The organism is Mesorhizobium sp. XAP4 (assembly GCF_029269325.1).
GTDB classification, from domain to species: Bacteria; Pseudomonadota; Alphaproteobacteria; order Rhizobiales; family Rhizobiaceae; genus Mesorhizobium; species Mesorhizobium ciceri.
In genome coordinates, this window is sequence record NZ_JARIXW010000004.1 from 388,356 (window position 1) to 404,513 (window position 16,158).

Here is a 16,158-nt window from a genome sequence, read left to right on the forward strand (position 1 = left end):
GTAGGCGAAAGACGGCAATCGCTTTGACTGAAACGGAACCGAAACAATTTGCCGTCATGCTGGCGCGATGTCGATTGCGATGCGCCCGAGCCAGGCCTTGCGACTGTGGCAGCAGGTGATGCTGTCGCAGGTGCGCGACGACGCGCCCGATCTGACCATGCGCCAGACGGCGATCCTGTTCACCATCTATCTCGATCCGCCGCCGCACACCGTGCGCGGGCTCGCCGCCCGGCTCAATGTCACCAAGCCGGTGATCACCCGCGCCCTTGACACGATGGGCGCTTTGAAACTCGTCTCGCGCCATCGCGACGAGCTCGACAAGCGCAATGTTCTGATCAGGCGCACGGTCGAGGGCGCGCTCTTTGTCGAGCGCTTCGGCGATGGTATCATCGCCAAGGCGCTCGAACTGCCTATGTGAGCGAATTTACCTTTTCAACAGAGTGCTCGATTTGACTGCCAGGGATGCCCGCCTTCACGCTTTTCGCTCCGACCTTGCCGATGCACGGCTGAAGGGTGAGGTCGCCGCTGACCGCTTCGTCGCCGGCCGGCCGGCGCGGGTCATCGCGTCAGTGGCCGATATGCGCAAGGCGCCGCAGCCGGATGCCGGCGTCAACACGCAAGCCCTGTTCGGCGACGATGTCCTGGTCTTCGATGTCGCTGAAGGCTGGGCCTGGGTCCAGGCCGAACGCGACGGCTATGTCGGCTACGTCGCTGACACGATGCTGGGCAAACGGGACCATACGCCGACGCACATCGTCTGCGTGCCGCGCACCTTCCTCTACCCCGGGCCGGATCTGCGCTTTCCGATCGCCAGACAATTGTCGATGGGATCGACGGTGACAGTGACGGAGGCGGCCGAGACGCGCGGTACGCACTATGCGGTCCTGCCGTCCGGCGAGGCGCTGATCGCAGGTCACCTGCGGCCGCTCAGTGAAGCTGTGTCCGACTATGTCGCGGTTGCCGAGGCGTTTCTAGGAACACCCTATCTCTGGGGCGGCACTTCCGGTTTCGGCATCGACTGTTCGGGGCTGGTGCAACTGGCGATGCGCATGGCCGGCAGAGACGTGCTGCGCGATTCCGACATGCAGGCTGCGGCCCTTGGCGAGCCGCTGGAACCGGGACCTGATTTCTCCGGCTTGCGACGCGGCGATCTGGTGTTCTGGAAGGGCCATGTCGCCGTGATGACCGATGCCGACACGATGATCCACGCCAACGGCCACACCATGCTGGTGTCGCGCGAAGGCCTGAAGGATGCGGTTGATCGCATCGGTTATCTCTATGGTGGCCCGACAGGGTTCAGGAGGCCGTAGCCCTTTCTTCCTTCGCCCCGTTCACGGGGAGAAGGTGCCCGAAGGGCGGATGAGGGACAGCGCCAGCATTGAGAGGTTCGCGCCGCCCCCCACCTGCCTGCCGGCATCCTCTCCCCGTACTGGGGCGAGGAAAGCTCACCTCGATCACCTTTTGTTCCGATTTTCCTTGGCGTTCGCGCGCCGTCGCGCTACCTCTGGCGGGTGACAGTTGAGCCGCGCCTTGCCGAACAGAATGCCGCCGTGGCCCTGCCCGAACCATTCCTCAGATGGTTTGGCGAGAAAGGCTGGTCGCCGCGCGCCCATCAGATCGAACTTCTGGCGAAGGCCCAGGCCGGTCAGTCGGTACTGCTGATCGCGCCGACCGGTGCCGGCAAGACGCTGGCCGGCTTCCTGCCTTCGCTGACCGAACTGGCCAACCGGCCAAAGAGAAAGCCGGGCCAGGCGCAGCGCGGTATCCACACGCTCTACATCTCGCCGTTGAAGGCGCTTGCCGTCGATATCGAGCGTAATCTCGGCAAACCGGTGGAAGAGATCGGGCTGCCCGTCACCATCGAGACGCGCACCGGCGACACGCCGGCGCACAAGCGCCAGCGCCAGAAACTGGTGCCGCCCGATATCCTGCTGACCACGCCCGAACAACTGGCGCTGCTGATTGCGGCCGGCGATGCCAGACGCTTCTTCGAAGATCTGCGCTACGTCGTGCTCGACGAACTGCATTCGCTGGTGACATCGAAACGCGGGCATCTGCTGGCGCTCGGCCTGGCACGGTTGCGCAGCTTTGTCCCTGGTCTGCAAACCATCGGGCTATCGGCGACGGTGGCCGAACCTGACGAGTTGCGGCGCTGGCTGGTCAGCCAGAATCCACCCAAGGGTTCGACAGGCCATGACATGGCCGAACTGATCGTCGTCACCGGGGGTGCGAAACCGGAGATTTCCATCCTCGACTCCGAAGAGCGCGTGCCATGGGCGGGACATTCTGCGCGCTACGCCACGCCGGAAATCTATCGCGAAATCAAGCGCCACAAGACGACCCTGCTGTTCGTCAACACGCGCAGCCAGGCGGAGCTGCTGTTCCAGGAATTGTGGCGGGTCAACGAGGACACGTTGCCGATCGCGCTGCATCACGGTTCGCTCGACGTCGCCCAGCGCCGGCGGGTCGAGAAGGCGATGGGAGAAAACGCGCTGCGCGCCATCGTCGCCACCTCGACTCTCGATCTCGGCATCGACTGGGGCGATGTCGATCTGGTCGTGCATGTCGGCGCGCCAAAGGGGGCGAGCCGGCTGGCACAGCGCATCGGCCGTGCCAACCACCGCATGGACGAGCCGTCCAAGGCGATCCTCATCCCCGCCAACCGCTTTGAGGTGCTGGAATGCCGGGCCGCCCTCGACGCGAACTATCTAGGCGCGCAGGACACGCCTCCGTTGATCAATGGCGGGCTCGATGTGCTGGCCCAGCATGTGCTCGGCTGCGCCTGCGGCGCGCCGTTCCGTGCCGATGACCTGTACGAGGAGGTGCGAACGGCAGCACCCTATGTCAGCCTCGACCGGCCGACATTCGACCGCGTCATCGATTTCGTTGCCACCGGCGGCTATGCGCTCAAGAATTACGAACGCTACGCCCGCATCCGTTTGAACAAGGACGGGTTGTGGCGGGTGTCCAATCCGCGCGTCGCCCAGCAATACAGGCTGAATGTCGGCACCATCATCGAGGTGCCGGCGCTGAATGTTCGATATGTGCAGGCCGGCAGCAAAGGCACGGCTTCGCGTGGCGGCCGGGTCCTCGGCAAGATCGAGGAGGCCTTCCTCGAAACGTTGACGCATGGCGACACCTTCATGTTCGCCGGCAAGGTGCTGCGCTTCGAAGGCATCCGCGAGAATGAATGCTTCGTGTCGAACGCGCCGGGCAGCGATGCCAAGGTGCCTTACTATGGAGGTGGCAAGTTTCCGCTTTCGACCTATCTCGCCGAACAGGTCCGCATCATGCTCGATGACCCGCAGCGATGGAAAAAGCTGCCCGAGCAGGTCGCCGACTGGCTGCGCTTCCAGGCCGACAAATCGGTGCTGCCCAAGCGCGACGACCTGCTGATCGAGACCTTTCCACGCGGCAATCGCCACTATCTGGTGGCTTACCCGTTCGAGGGCAGGCTGGCGCACCAGACGCTCGGCATGCTGCTCACCCGCCGCCTCGACAGGGCAGGAGCCAGGCCGCTCGGCTTCGTCGCCACCGACTATGCCTTAGCGATATGGTCACTGGGCGACATGGGCGCGATGTTCAAAGCCAGGAAGCCTTCGCTGAGCGCACTTTTCGACCAGGACATGCTGGGCGACGACCTCGAAGCCTGGCTGGCCGACAGCTGGCTTCTCAAGCGCACCTTCCGCAACTGCGCGCTGATTTCCGGATTGATCGAGAAACGCCACCCTGGCCAGGAGAAGAGCGGCCGCCAGGTCACGGTCTCGACCGACCTGATCTATGATGTGCTGCGCAGCCATGAACCGGACCACATCCTGCTGCAGGCCACACGCGCCGATGCGGCGACCGGCCTGCTCGATGTCAGCAGACTTGCCGACATGCTCTCGCGCATCCAGGGTCGAATCGTGCATAAGGCTCTCGAACAGATATCGCCGCTCGCCGTGCCGATCATGCTCGAGATCGGCAAGATGCCGGTGAACGGCGAAGCCGATGAGACATTGCTGATGGATGCGGCGACGCTGGTCGCAGAGGCCATGGGGCCGGAGATGGTCGAGGAATGAATTTTTCGCTGGCGCGCACATCGCTGATCGCCGAGGCCGATCTTGTCGGCATATCAGGCGAACGCGCCGTCTGCGACCCGCGCGGCGTGCTTTATTTTCCGGATCTGCGGCTTCTGGCCGTGTCCGACCTGCATCTGGAAAAGGGCTCGTCGCTGGCACGGCGCGGCACGCTGATTCCGCCCTACGACACCGGCGCGACCTTGCTGCGATTGCAGGCCGTCATCGCTGACTACCAGCCGTCGATCGTCATCAGCCTGGGCGACAGCTTTCACGATGGCGGCGGCGCCCAACGCATGCATGCAAGTTTCCGAGAGCGGCTGGAAGCGCTGATATCAGGCCGGCAATGGTTCTGGGTCGCCGGCAATCATGACCCGGAAGCGCCAGCCGACCTGCCTGGCGAGACGGTGCGTGAACTTGCTATAGGCTCGCTGCTGTTCCGGCATGAGCCGTCGAAGCAGCGTGTCGAAGGCGAAATAGCGGGCCATCTGCATCCCTGCGCCCGCATCGTCCAGCAGGGCCGCTCGGTGCGGCGCCGCTGCTTTGCCGGCGACGGAGGCCGCATGATCATGCCGGCCTTCGGCGCCTATACAGGCTCGCTCAACGTGCTCGACCGCGCCTATGCCGGGCTGTTCCGGCTGGACACGCTGATGGCTTATATGCTGGGCGCCCAACGCATCTTTGCCATTTCCGGCTCGATGCTGCGGCCGGGCTAAACAGCCCTACCTGCCGTAATAGAGCGTAACCGTGTGCTTCGCCTCTGCAAAAAACAGCCAGCGCTCTACCAGCATGCCGGCGAACTGGATTGCAGCAGCGAGTACCGACAGCAACGCTGCCAGCGGCCAGGGCAGGGCGAACACAATGGCGAGCAGCCCCAAGGGCAACGCGAAGGCCAGAAGCTGCGTGATCTGGCGCAGCCGCGCGCTGTGCTTGCGCGCGATGCGGAAACCCATTTCCTTGAGCAGATAATTTTCCTCGGTATGCGGCCATTCCAGCGACCGCACTGTACCGCCGGCCAACCCGGTTGCGGTGTTGGCGGTGGTCGCGATCTCCAATCGGTCGTTGTAGCGCCAGGTCGCCACTTTCCAGCCCCAGCCGATCAAGGTAAGCAGCAGGCAAGCCGCCAGCTGCACCTTCGAACCAAGCGCAAAGCCCTGCAGCAGCGCGTTCAGCAGCACGCTGCCGGTCATTGCCGAGAAGATGACATAGCCGGGCAGGGTGAAGCGGCTATGCCATTGGGCGATCGGCTTCAGCGACGCATAGATCATGCCGGTGGTGCAGACGGTGATGATTGCGCCGATGGCGGCCAGAGATCCGGCGATGCCGACCCAGCCATCGGTCTTGCCGAAGAATATCCAACCGATGCCGAACAGTCCCGCCGGAATGAAGGTGATGACCGAGGCAACACCTTCGCGCGACAGCCATGAACTGCGCCATTGTGAGAACGCCCGCCAGGCGCGTTCGGGTCTGCCGAGGTGGCCGGTCGAGGACAACAGGCCGGCCACGATCAGGCCGAGCGCCAGGCCCATGCCGATGAAGCCCAGCCAGAAATCGGGCGGGATGATCTGGAAGCCCCCGAGCACGCCGAGCAGCGCCAGCAGTCCATAGCCGGCACCGGTGGAGGTGGTGAAGAAGACGACGGAGAAGGCTGGATGCATGGGTCAGTTCGAAAGCATGCGGTCGACCCAGCCGAGGAAACCGCCTTCGGCCCGCACCGGTTCCAATGCCGGCGCGGCCACCGATGCGGCGCGCCCTGTGTGGGCGCGCGGCGGCAAATATTTGTTGGTCGGGCGATAGCCGAGCTCAGGCATCAGGTCGACGCCACCGCGCTCCGCCACCAGTTGCGAGACAGCCGACAGGGGATCGCCGAGATCGCCGAAATGCCGGGCACTGGTCGGGCAAGCGGCGACGCAGGCCGGCACGCGGTCTTCTTCGGCCAGATTGTCATTGTAGATGCGGTCGACACACAGCGTGCATTTCTTCATCACCCCGACATCGGTGTCGAATTCGCGTGCTCCATAAGGACAGGCCCAACTGCACAATTTGCAGCCGATGCACTTGTCCTCGTCGATCAGCACGATGCCGTCCGAAGCCCGCTTGTAGGAGGCGCCAGTCGGGCAGACGGTGACGCAGGCCGGCGTCTCGCAATGCAGGCAGGAGCGCGGGAAGTTCACCGTCCGTCCGCCCATCTCGGTGGTGTGCTCATAGCTGTGCACGCGGTTGAACCAGACGCCGTCGACATGGCCGCCATAGGGATCGATGTCGGTCAGCGGCGCCATGTGGCCGCCGGTGTTCCATTCCTTGCAGGCGGTGACACAGGCCTGGCAGCCGACGCAGGTATCGAGGTCGATCACAAGGCCGAGTTTCTTGTCGCTTTGACTTGGCAGACAGGTCATTTGGTCGCCTCTCTCGCCCTGCGGAATTCGGCGCCGAAAGTCAGTCTGTCGGGCGAGGGTTCGAAATGCGGCGGCTGCAGGAAACGCTGGAACTGCGGCTCGGTGAACCCGGCTTCTTCGGCTGCGCATTTGACGATGCGCACGCGCAGGTCGAACCACGCAGCCTGGCCCGTCACCGGATCGGAATTCGAATAGCGTTTGCCCTGAGCGTCAGCCGAGGTCTGGTCGCCGATGATATGGTTGAGCAGGAAGCCACGGTTGCTCTCGGCCGCGTCGTCCTTCAGCCCCCAGCTGCCGCGCCTTTTGCCGATGGCGTTCCAGGTCCAGACCGTGCTTTCGTTCACCCCGTCGATCAGCTTGATCTGCCCCTTCACTCTGCCGTTGATGCTTTCGATCCACACCCAGTCATCATCGACAAGGCCGAGACCGGCTGCCGTCCGGTGATGCACGAACAGCCGGTTCTGGCTGGTGATCTGCCGCAGCCACGCATTCTGCGAACCCCAGGAATGGTACATGTGCATCGGCCGCTGCGTCAGCGCATGCAGCGGATATTTTTCGAGGTCGACGACCGCTTCCTCGAAGGGCATGTGCCAGAAGGGCAGCGGGTCCATGTAGGTCTCGATGCGCTGGCGATCGCCTTTCGGCGGCACCACACGGCCATGGCCACGCGCGGCGAGCCTGAAGCGCTGCATAGGCTCCGAGTAGAGCTGGAAAACGATCGGTTCGGCTTTCGGGATAAAACCCATCTGCACTGCGAAGTCGAGATAGGAGCGGTTGGCCATCTTGTAATAGCGCTGGTCGTCCGCGAAATCATGATGCCAGAAGCCGCCATTGTCGATGTAGCGCTGCAACTGGTCCGGGTTGGCCTCACCCCTGCCGGTCGAGGTCCCATCCTTGCCGCGCCAGCCGGCGAGCGGGCCGATGCCGGGCGTGCGCTCATGGTTGACGATGTAGTCGGCATAGTCGCGGTATCTGGCCGAGCCGTCCTCATCGACGAAACCAGGCAGGCCGAGCCGGGCGCCGAGTTCGATCAGCACCGACTGGAACGGCCGGACGTCGCGGTCGGGCTCGATGACGGGATGGCGGATGGCGTCGCCCGGTCCGTCGGCATGACTGATCGGCCGGTCGAGCAGGCTGATGCAGTCGTGGCGCTCGAGATAGGTCGTGTCCGGCAGCACCAGATCGGCGAACGGCACGGTCTCGGAATAATAGGCGTCGGAATAGATGATGAAAGGGATCTTGTAGTTGCCCGCTTCATCGCTGTCGGTCAGCATCGCCAGGGTCTCGACGGTGTTCATCGAGGAATTCCACGCCATGTTTGACATGTACATCATCAGCGTGTCGATCTTGTAGGGATCGCCTGCCCAGGCGTTGCGGATGACGGTGTGCATCAGGCCGTGCGCGGCCAGCGGCGCGTCCCACGAATAGGCCTTGTCGATGCGAAGCGGCGTGCCGGCCTCGTCGACCAGCAAATCGTCCGGCCCGCAGACGAAGCCGAGCGGCATGCCGTCGAGCGGCGTCATCGGCTTGACGGTCTTGCCCGCCGGCTTCGGTCCGGGCGGCGCGGATCGAGGGTAGGGCGGCTTGAAGCGGAAGCCGCCGGGGACATCCACCGTGCCCAACAGCACCTGAAGGAGATGGATGGCGCGGCAGGTGTGAAAACCGTTCGAATGGGCAGAGATGCCGCGCATGGCGTGCATCGAGACAGGCCGGCCCTTGATCGTCTCGTGGCGGCGCCCGGCCCAGTCGGTCCAGGCGATCGGCAATTCGATCGTCTGTTCGAAGGCGACATGGGCGAGTTCGGCGGCGATCCTGCGGATCGTGTCGGCGGCAATGCCGCAGCGCTCGGCGACCGAGTCCGGTGCGTAACTCTCATCGAGGTAGCGGTCGGCGATCAGCTGGAACACCGGGACGCAGCGGCGCCCGCCGATCGTGAAGCTGCCGGTCAGCGCCGGTTTCGCACCGGCATCGGCGGCGCTGACCGGTGTTTTGGCCACTCTGTTCCAAGCCAGCGGATTGCCGTCGGCGTCGCGCACGAACAGCCCGTCATCGGCAGCACCTGGCTCCTGCACGACGAGAACATGGGCATTGGTGTAGCGCAGCAGATACTCGAGATCGACGCGACCCGCCTTGAGCAATTCGTGGATGAGGGCGAACACGAACAGGCCGTCTGTTCCGGGTCGGATGCCGATCCAGTCATCGGCAATGGCATTGTAGCCGGTGCGGCACGGATTGATCGAGACGACCCTGGCGCCGCGCGCCTTGAGCTTGCCGAGACCGATCTTGATCGGGTTGGAATCGTGATCCTCGGCAACCCCGAACAGCATGAAATACCGGGTGTTGTCCCAGTCGGGCTCGCCGAACTCCCAGAACGAACCGCCGATCGTATAGAGGCCGCCGGCCGCCATGTTGACCGAACAGAAGCCGCCATGGGCGGCGAAGTTCGGCGTACCGAACTGGCTCGCCCACCAGCCGGTCAGCGACTGCGACTGGTCGCGGCCGGTGAAGAAGGCGAGTTTCCTGGGGTCGGTCCGGCGGATGTTCGACAGCCGTTCCGTAGCGATAGAAAACGCCTCCTCCCACTCGATCTCGCGGAACTCGCCGGAGCCGCGCGGGCCGGCGCGCAGCAATGGCTTCTTCAGCCTTGCCGGGCTGTAATGCTGCATGATGCCGGAGCTGCCCTTGCCGCAGATCACGCCGCGATTGACCGGGTGGTCCTTGTTGCCGTTGATGTAGCGGACCTTGCCATCCTTGATGTGTACATCGATTCCGCAGCGGCAGGCGCACATGTAGCAGGTCGTCTTGGCGATGCTGTCGGAAACGGCAGGCGAGGTGTCGACGCCGTCGCCTTCATCGGGCGCTCGCGTGTCGGCAAGCGGGCGTTGCGATGGTGCCGAATTCGCGCCGCGCGGCGGTTCCTGCATCATGATCCGGTGGCGCCTGTACGGCGCATGGATTTGGCCCGCGTCTTCGGTCCGGGGCCGCGCATGTAATGCTCTTCCGGGTGGTAGCGATCACCGGCAAGCCGCCGCCTTATGCCGCGGATCCAATGCGCAAGCAGGGATCTGAAACGCCCGATCATTCTGCTCCCTGCGATCTTTCGGCGAATTTTTTCTAACTTCGCCGGAAAACTTAGAATAAAGCTATCGATCTGTCTAATCAGTTGTTCTTGTAAATTCGATCGATATTGGTTCTTAATGCGGACATGACCCTGGACCAGTTGCGGATTTTCGTCGCCGTCGCCGAGCGCGGCCATATGACCAAGGCGGCGGAACTGCTGGGCATTTCGCAGTCGGCGGCATCGGCGGCCATCCGGGCGCTTGAAGAACAGCACGGCGTCCACCTGTTCAACCGCGTCGGCCGCAACATCGAGCTTGCCCAGACCGGCCATCGGTTCCTGCCCGAGGCCAAGGCCGTGCTCGAACGGGCCGCCGCTGCCCGCAATGTGCTGGAGCATGTCTCGCAGACCGTCACCGGCAGCCTCTCGATCGCCGCCAGCCAGACCATCGCCAGCTACTGGCTGCCGCGCCGGCTGGCTTCCTTCCACGAAGCCTATCCGGCCGTCAGGCTGAGCGTCTCCATCGGCAACACCAGGCAGGTCGAGGCCAATGTCCTCGATGGCGCGGCGGATCTGGGCCTGGTCGAAGGCCGCACCGAGTCCGATATCCTGCGCCGCACCAAGGTCGACGTCGACAAGCTGATGCTGGTGGTTGCCAGCGCGCATCCGGAGATCCCCGAAGTCGCGCCCGGCCGCCCTGACATCAAGGGCCTGCGCTGGATCATCCGCGAGGGTGGTTCGGGTACGCGCGAGGTGCTGGAGGATCTGGCACGCCACGAAGGCATTTCGCTCGCCGACTTGCAGATATTCCTGGTGCTGCCGAGCAATGAGGCCATTCGCCAGGCGGTCGAGGCGGGAGCCGGCGCCACCATCATTTCGGAGCTTGTCGTGGCCCGCGCCGTGGCCGAAGGCAGTCTGAGATCGGTGCCGCTCGAATTGCCGAAACGCGACTTCGCCATGATCACCCATCGCGATCGCCAAGCAAGCCTGGCCCAGATGGCGCTTAAGGCGCATCTCGACGGCAAGGCGGATGCCCCGTCGGCGGGCTAGAGTATCAGAGTTTGCGGCTTTGCCGTTGGCTCGGAGGTCTTGGTACTTTGTATCGAGTGGCTGATTGAAACGCCTCACCACGACCTTCCTCCCCAGATGGGCTCGCTAGCGCTGTCCGCCTCGACGCTCAGCCGTCACTCTGGCAATCCGGCGTCCCGCAGCGCGCTTCCCAGAGTCTCCGCGAGCGCTGGCGCACAGCGCACGCCAGCAAATTGGCGCCTGTAGCGGAAGCCCGGCTGAAGCTCGCGCACGCGCGCGGCGGCGGCCCTCGCTTCGTCCAGCCGGCCGAGTTTGGCGAGCGCAGCGGTCAGTTGCACGTAGGTGATGCTGTGTGCCGGATTGGCTTGAACGGACTTGTAGGCTGCGCGACAAGCTTCTTCGTAACGCCCGCGCAGCAAATGGCTCATTGCTTGGGCGTCAAACGCGGCCCAAGCCCACGAATCGAACGGGCTTAGCCGGATACCCTTCTCGCTCCATTCTATCGCGCGCTCTGCTTCGCCGGCCCATCCGAGAACGACGCTGCCAAGAATGTAAGTCAGCGCCGATGACGGGCTAATGGCGAGGGCTGCGTCTAATGCCGTGAATGCAGCGGCGCGATCATGCGCGTCCATGCCGATCGAAAACCCTGCCCATGTCAGAGCGAGTGCATCGTCTTGTCCATGGACAATGGCCAATCGGGCGTGCCGGATCGAAGCCGCACGGTTGAATTCCTGCAGCCCGGCACGAAGGAACAAACAATGATGACACATTGCTGCATTGCCATGCGCAAGGGCATAGGCAGGCTCGAGTGCGATGGCACGCTCAAGAAGCGCCAGTGCTCTCGTAACTTGTTCCGGCATACCTGTATCGACATCAGGCTGGGCTTGAAGCACGAGATCGTATGCGTCGAGACTCTCTGGGCGCTTCCGCCTGACACGTTCAATTTCCGCTTTTCGCAAGCTTGGAGCAATCGCGCCCACCGCTGATAGCGCGATTTCGTCCTGAAGCGCGAAAATGTCCTCCGAACTCCGGTCGTAGCGCTCGGCCCACACGTGCGCGCCGGTCGATGCATCGATCATCTGAGCGGTTACGCGCACACTACCGCCAGCTTTGCGCACGCTGCCTTCGAGGACATATCGTACGCCAAGCTCGCTGCCGACCTGCTTCACGTCCACGGCGCGGCCTTTGTAAGCGAAGGTCGAGTTTCGCGCGATAACGAAAAGCCATTTTATGCGTGCCAGGCCGGTGATGATGTCATCGACCATTCCATCGGCGAAGTACTCCTGTTGCGGATCTCCGCTCAAATTCGAGAACGGCAGGACCGCGACGGAAGGCTTCTCAGGCAAGGTCGGCGCCGACGCGGTGCGGGCGGCTGCAAAACGATCGGGGACATTCGTCGCAACAGCCGGTCCTACATAGCGATAGCCTCGGCGCGGCAGTGTTTCGATCCAGCTCTCAGCATCCGCTGCGTCGGCCAATACCCGGCGCAACGCCGCGATCTGGACCGTCAGGTTGTTGTCGGCAACCGCCAATTTGCCCCAGCCGGCTTCGACCAGCGCGTCTTTGGATACCGGTACGCCCGCGTTTTGGAGCAGCAAACGCAGAAGCGAAACGGCGCGTTGCCCAAGCATGGTCGGCTCGGCGCCGTGATACAAAATGCCCGCCACCTGATCGAGACGGAACGGGCCAAACTGATAAAGGTCGCCTCCGATTGTCATCCAACGCTTTTAGCAAATTTTTGGGAACGAATTCACGACTTTCCCGGCATCGACGGCCAATGTTGCACAGGTGCTTGCCGGAAGTAAGCACCCAGTCAAAGGAGGATCCTATGAGCGCCAATGCCATTATTCGCATGCCCGACGAGAAGAAGGGGATCATGCTGCGTGGTCAACCTATGGTCTTCCTCGTCACCGGCGAAAACACCAAGCACACGAGCATGTTCGACTGGACGATCCCAGCGGGATTCGCCACCGGACGGCATGTTCACCGTGTGCAGGAAGAGACGTTCTACCTGCTCGAAGGCGAGTGTGCGTGGCATGTCGGCGACAAGACGGTTCGCGCAACGCCCGGAACCTATCTGTTCATTCCACCGGGAGTGCCGCACGACATCACGAATGTCAGTGAGAGACCCGCCCGCGTGCTGATGACCGTCTCTCCGCCTGGCCACGAACGCTACTTCGAAGAACTTGCCAGACTCGCGGCGCAGGGTGCGCCGGACCCAAAAGCCCTCGCTGAGCTGCGGAACCGCTACGATACTAACCAGCTCTCGACTTTGACGACACGCGGGTGTCACGGCGGCCCCACGGCAGCTTCTGGCCAATTGCGACATATCGCGCTGGCGCACGAGCTTGGTCGCTATCGGCGCAAAGCGGACGTGATCTTCATCGCATCACGCCGAAGGTTATGGGTACACGACCTGGCCTAAGGCGGATCAGTAATCTCTGAAAAGCTGGACCGCTCGAAGAAAGCCTCAGCCGAACTTGCGTTGCGCATCCAGCGCCAGGCCAAGTCCGACCGAGCCGAACGTGTCGCCTTCGATGACGGATGCCTGCGGCACCAGCGACAGGATCTCTCGTTTGGCCAGCGGGATCGCGGTCGATCCGCCGGTCAGGAACACCGCGGTGATGTCGGACGGCTTCACCTCAGCGTCCCTGATAGTCTGCCCGACCGTTGCGGTGACCCGCTCGATGTCCCTGGCAATCGTCGCGTCGAGCCCGCTGCGCGTGATTTCGGCGGTGAACTCCGCACCCGGCAGCTTCACAGCGACCTCTGCGGATGACCTGTCGGTCAGCTCTATCTTGGCCTTCTCGACACGTGCGGCCAGCGCGTGTCCGTAGCGGTGTTCGACGACGTGGATGAAACGGTCGACCAGGTCGGCGCGCTCGGCCTCGTAGCGGATCTGGCGCAGATGCGTCATCGCCTTGGCGGTGTAGACCAGGTTGATGCGCTGCCATGTGGCGAGGTCGATGAAATAGCTTGCCGGCAGGTTGCGCTTGCCGTCTTTGGTCGGCGTCAAATAGCCGAGCCGCGGCATGACATGGGCGATGCTCAGCAGCCGATCGAAATCCGTGCCGCCGATATGGACGCCCCGGCTGGCCAGGATGTCGTCCTTGCGGTCCGGCGAACGGGAGCGCTGCGGCGAGACCCGCACGATCGAGAAGTCCGACGTGCCGCCGCCCATATCGATGATCAGCGCCAGTTCCTCGCGTGTCACCTTCTGCTCGTAGTCGAGCGCCGCCGCGATCGGCTCGAACTGGAAAGCGATGTGCTTGAAGCCCTGGGCACGCGCGGCGTTCTCGAGTTCGCTTTGCGCCTTCGCGTCGGCCTCGGCATCGTCATCGACGAATTGCACCGGCCGGCCAAGAACGACGGTCTCGACCGTATCGCCGGCATCGGCTTCCAGCCTCTTCTTGAGATGGCCAAGGAACATGCCGACGATCTCCATGAAGCCGATCGACCGCGATTTGATGCGGGTCTTTTCCTGAGCCAGCGAACTGCCGAGCACGCTCTTCAGCGAACGCATCAGCCGGCCTTCGATGCTGTCGGTGTAATTGGCGATGGCCTGGCGGCCAAAGCAGGTGCGGTTGTCCTCGAAGTTGAAGAACACGGCACTGGGCAGCGTGACCTGGCCGTTCTCCAGCGCGACGAGGCGCGGCTGCCCATTGCGGACCACGCCCACGGTGGAGTTCGAAGTGCCGAAGTCGATGCCGCCGAAGGCTGGTCGCATGACAAGTTCCTGCATTTGTCGTCGGCGAGCCGACAGGCGCCATGAGAAATCGCGCGCTGTCCGGGGACGGGCTGCTCTGCCGAACCGAATTGTTTGTGTCTGCCATTTGGCTGGGGAGCGCGGTCTACCGCATGCCTCGGCAAAGGGAAACCACTTTTCGGGGAAAATGCTAATCTCGCCGGAAGATCAGCCTTCCGAGCCAGCCGGTCAGCATGGCCAGCGATATCGCGAAGACGCCGTAGAGGAAGGAATAATTGTGCGCGACACGGAAGATCGACTGCTCGAAACCGGATTTGCGGATTTCGAGCTGGGCCGAGCTTTCCTTGATGAACAGACCGCTCTTGAACAGGAACGCGCGGGCTTTGTGGGTTCCAACCGGCACATTTGGCGCCAGCCTCACTGTGGCGCGGAAAAGGTTCTGCGACAGGAATTGCACGCCGCCGACATTCTCGCTGTAGAGCCCGGTCGCCGACTTGCGCTCCCGCAGTGCCGCCGTAAACTCCTCGATCGTCGCCGGGCTGTCGCCGGCATCGGCGGGCTGCATGTAGAGGTTGGAGGCGCCGAGCGACAGCTGCTTGTAGCTGTTGGGTTCGGTGATGTCCTGCAGCGGCCGCGTCGTCGCCACCGAATAGGAGACCGGCACGTTTTCGAAGGTCTCAGAGTCCAGATTGACCCAGACGCCGAGCACCCTGTCCTTGCGGCGCACCACCACCGGTTTGGGCGGACCTTCGAGCACGACGATGACGTCGTAGCGGCCCTGGCGCGCGACGAGTGGATCCGGGTTCTCCAGCGAACCGAAGATGGTCAGATCGGCCCCGGAAAAACCGGCGGTGATCGAGACGTTGTCGGTGGAGAGACCGATCTGGATGCCTTCGGTCAGCGGGACCTGTGCCTTCGCCGGCACGGCGGCCGCAACCAGCGACAGGACAATGGCGGTTGCGAATGTGCTGCGAGCCTTCATCAGTTGAGGCCCGCGGCAGACAGCGAATAGAGGTTGGGCGGGGTGACGAAAAGATCGATCGCCAATCGTATCGCCACCGCCAGCACCAGCAGTGCCAGCAAGGCCCTGAGCTGCTCGCCGCGCAGCCTCTGGCCGGCCTTGGCGCCGTACTGCGCGCCGGCGACGCCGCCCGCCATCAGCAGGAAGGCCAGCACGACATCGACTGTCTGGTTGGTGGTGGCGTGGACCAGCGTCGTATAGGCGGAGGTGAAGATGATCTGGAACAGCGAGGTGCCGATGACGACATTGGTCGGCACTTTCAGCAGATAGATCAGTGCCGGCACCATGATGAAGCCGCCGCCGACGCCCATGATCGACGACAGGAAGCCGATGCCGGCGCCAAGCCCAAGGACGGGGATGACGCTGACGAACAGTTTTGACGCCCTGAAGCGCATCTTCAGCGGCAAGCGGTGGATCCAGTTGTGCTGGCCGGATTTCTTCAGCACCGGCGCCGCACCGCTGCGCGTCGCGCGCAGCGCATTGACGCTTTCGACCAGCATCAGCCCGCCGACGGTGCCGAGCAGCACGACGTAGAGCAGCGAGATGAACAGGTCGAGCTGGCCGAGCCTGCGCAGGAAGGCGAAGACGTAGATGCCGCCGGTGGAACCGACAATGCCGCCGGCCAGCAACACCCCGCCGAGCTTGAGGTCGAGCGTACCGCGCTTCATGTGCGAAAGGACGCCGGAGACGGAGGAGGCGATGACCTGGTTGGCGCCAGTGGCGACAGCGATCGCCGGAGGGATGTTGTAGAAGATCAACAGCGGCGTGATGAGGAAGCCGCCGCCGACGCCGAACATGCCCGACAGGAAACCCACCGCCGCGCCCATCGCCAGCAGGACGAAGATATTGACGGAAATTTCCGCGATCGGGAGATAGATGCCCACCCGTCA

At 63.4% G+C, this 16,158-nt stretch carries 13 protein-coding genes and 1 pseudogene; 6 read left to right on the top strand and 8 right to left on the bottom strand.

Features of this window, described 5'->3' with window-relative positions:
• Nucleotides 1-67 precede the first annotated feature (67 nt).
• From P3C39_RS19470 to pdeM, 4 genes are all read left to right on the top strand, one after another.
• Complete coding sequence (locus P3C39_RS19470; protein WP_013533675.1) at nucleotides 68-418, top strand: MarR family winged helix-turn-helix transcriptional regulator; 351 nt, start codon at nucleotides 68-70, stop codon at nucleotides 416-418.
• 31 nt (nucleotides 419-449) lie between these two features.
• The gene (locus tag P3C39_RS19475; RefSeq protein WP_275954059.1) at nucleotides 450-1,310 is read left to right on the top strand and encodes an NlpC/P60 family protein; all 861 of its coding nucleotides are present in this window, start codon (nucleotides 450-452) and stop codon (nucleotides 1,308-1,310) included.
• 201 nt (nucleotides 1,311-1,511) lie between these two features.
• Nucleotides 1,512-4,061: a ligase-associated DNA damage response DEXH box helicase gene (locus tag P3C39_RS19480; protein WP_275954058.1), complete on the top strand. Its 2,550-nt coding sequence runs from the start codon at nucleotides 1,512-1,514 to the stop codon at nucleotides 4,059-4,061.
• Complete coding sequence (gene pdeM / locus P3C39_RS19485) at nucleotides 4,058-4,774, top strand: ligase-associated DNA damage response endonuclease PdeM (protein ID WP_013533672.1); 717 nt, start codon at nucleotides 4,058-4,060, stop codon at nucleotides 4,772-4,774. Before P3C39_RS19480 ends, pdeM begins: the two co-directional genes overlap by 4 nt.
• Before the next feature lie 6 nt (nucleotides 4,775-4,780).
• Here pdeM and P3C39_RS19490 read toward each other — a convergent pair whose 3' ends face one another.
• From P3C39_RS19490 to P3C39_RS19505, 4 genes are read right to left on the bottom strand one after another with little or no spacing between them, the layout of a single operon-like run.
• A complete protein-coding gene (locus P3C39_RS19490; protein WP_275954057.1) occupies nucleotides 4,781-5,716 on the bottom strand; it encodes a DmsC/YnfH family molybdoenzyme membrane anchor subunit in 936 nt (311 codons plus the stop codon).
• Between the two features lie 3 nt (nucleotides 5,717-5,719).
• Complete coding sequence (locus P3C39_RS19495) at nucleotides 5,720-6,454, bottom strand: 4Fe-4S dicluster domain-containing protein (RefSeq protein WP_275954056.1); 735 nt, start codon at nucleotides 6,452-6,454, stop codon at nucleotides 5,720-5,722.
• A complete protein-coding gene (locus tag P3C39_RS19500; RefSeq protein ID WP_275954055.1) occupies nucleotides 6,451-9,381 on the bottom strand; it encodes a molybdopterin oxidoreductase family protein in 2,931 nt (976 codons plus the stop codon). The genes P3C39_RS19495 and P3C39_RS19500 overlap by 4 nt, the downstream gene beginning before the upstream one ends.
• A complete protein-coding gene (locus P3C39_RS19505; protein WP_275954215.1) occupies nucleotides 9,378-9,710 on the bottom strand; it encodes a hypothetical protein in 333 nt (110 codons plus the stop codon). The genes P3C39_RS19500 and P3C39_RS19505 overlap by 4 nt, the downstream gene beginning before the upstream one ends.
• Between P3C39_RS19505 and P3C39_RS19510 the strand changes: the two genes are divergently transcribed.
• Nucleotides 9,660-10,562, top strand: a complete 903-nt coding sequence (locus P3C39_RS19510) for a LysR family transcriptional regulator (protein ID WP_275954054.1) — start codon at nucleotides 9,660-9,662, stop codon at nucleotides 10,560-10,562. The genes P3C39_RS19505 and P3C39_RS19510 overlap by 51 nt on opposite strands.
• A 134-nt stretch (nucleotides 10,563-10,696) precedes the next feature.
• Here the strand turns inward: P3C39_RS19510 and P3C39_RS19515 are convergent, their stop codons facing one another.
• Nucleotides 10,697-12,259 (bottom strand): winged helix-turn-helix domain-containing tetratricopeptide repeat protein, encoded by a 1,563-nt coding sequence (locus P3C39_RS19515; RefSeq protein ID WP_027161736.1) that lies wholly within the window; start codon nucleotides 12,257-12,259, stop codon nucleotides 10,697-10,699.
• 110 nt (nucleotides 12,260-12,369) lie between these two features.
• Between P3C39_RS19515 and P3C39_RS19520 the strand changes: the two are divergent.
• Nucleotides 12,370-12,825, top strand: a pseudogene (locus P3C39_RS19520) (cupin domain-containing protein); the annotation flags it as partial.
• A gap of 186 nt (nucleotides 12,826-13,011) precedes the next feature.
• Here P3C39_RS19520 and P3C39_RS19525 read toward each other — a convergent pair.
• From P3C39_RS19525 to P3C39_RS19535, 3 genes are all read right to left on the bottom strand, one after another.
• On the bottom strand, nucleotides 13,012-14,268 hold the full coding sequence (locus tag P3C39_RS19525; RefSeq protein ID WP_275954053.1) for an Hsp70 family protein: 1,257 nt from the start codon (nucleotides 14,266-14,268) through the stop codon (nucleotides 13,012-13,014).
• 169 nt (nucleotides 14,269-14,437) lie between these two features.
• Entirely contained in the window at nucleotides 14,438-15,229 is a 792-nt protein-coding gene (locus P3C39_RS19530; RefSeq protein ID WP_127370731.1) for a TIGR02186 family protein, read from the bottom strand.
• The gene (locus tag P3C39_RS19535; RefSeq protein ID WP_013533663.1) at nucleotides 15,229-16,152 is read right to left on the bottom strand and encodes a sulfite exporter TauE/SafE family protein; all 924 of its coding nucleotides are present in this window, start codon (nucleotides 16,150-16,152) and stop codon (nucleotides 15,229-15,231) included. Before P3C39_RS19535 ends, P3C39_RS19530 begins: the two co-directional genes overlap by 1 nt.
• Between the last annotated feature and the right edge of the window lie 6 nt (nucleotides 16,153-16,158).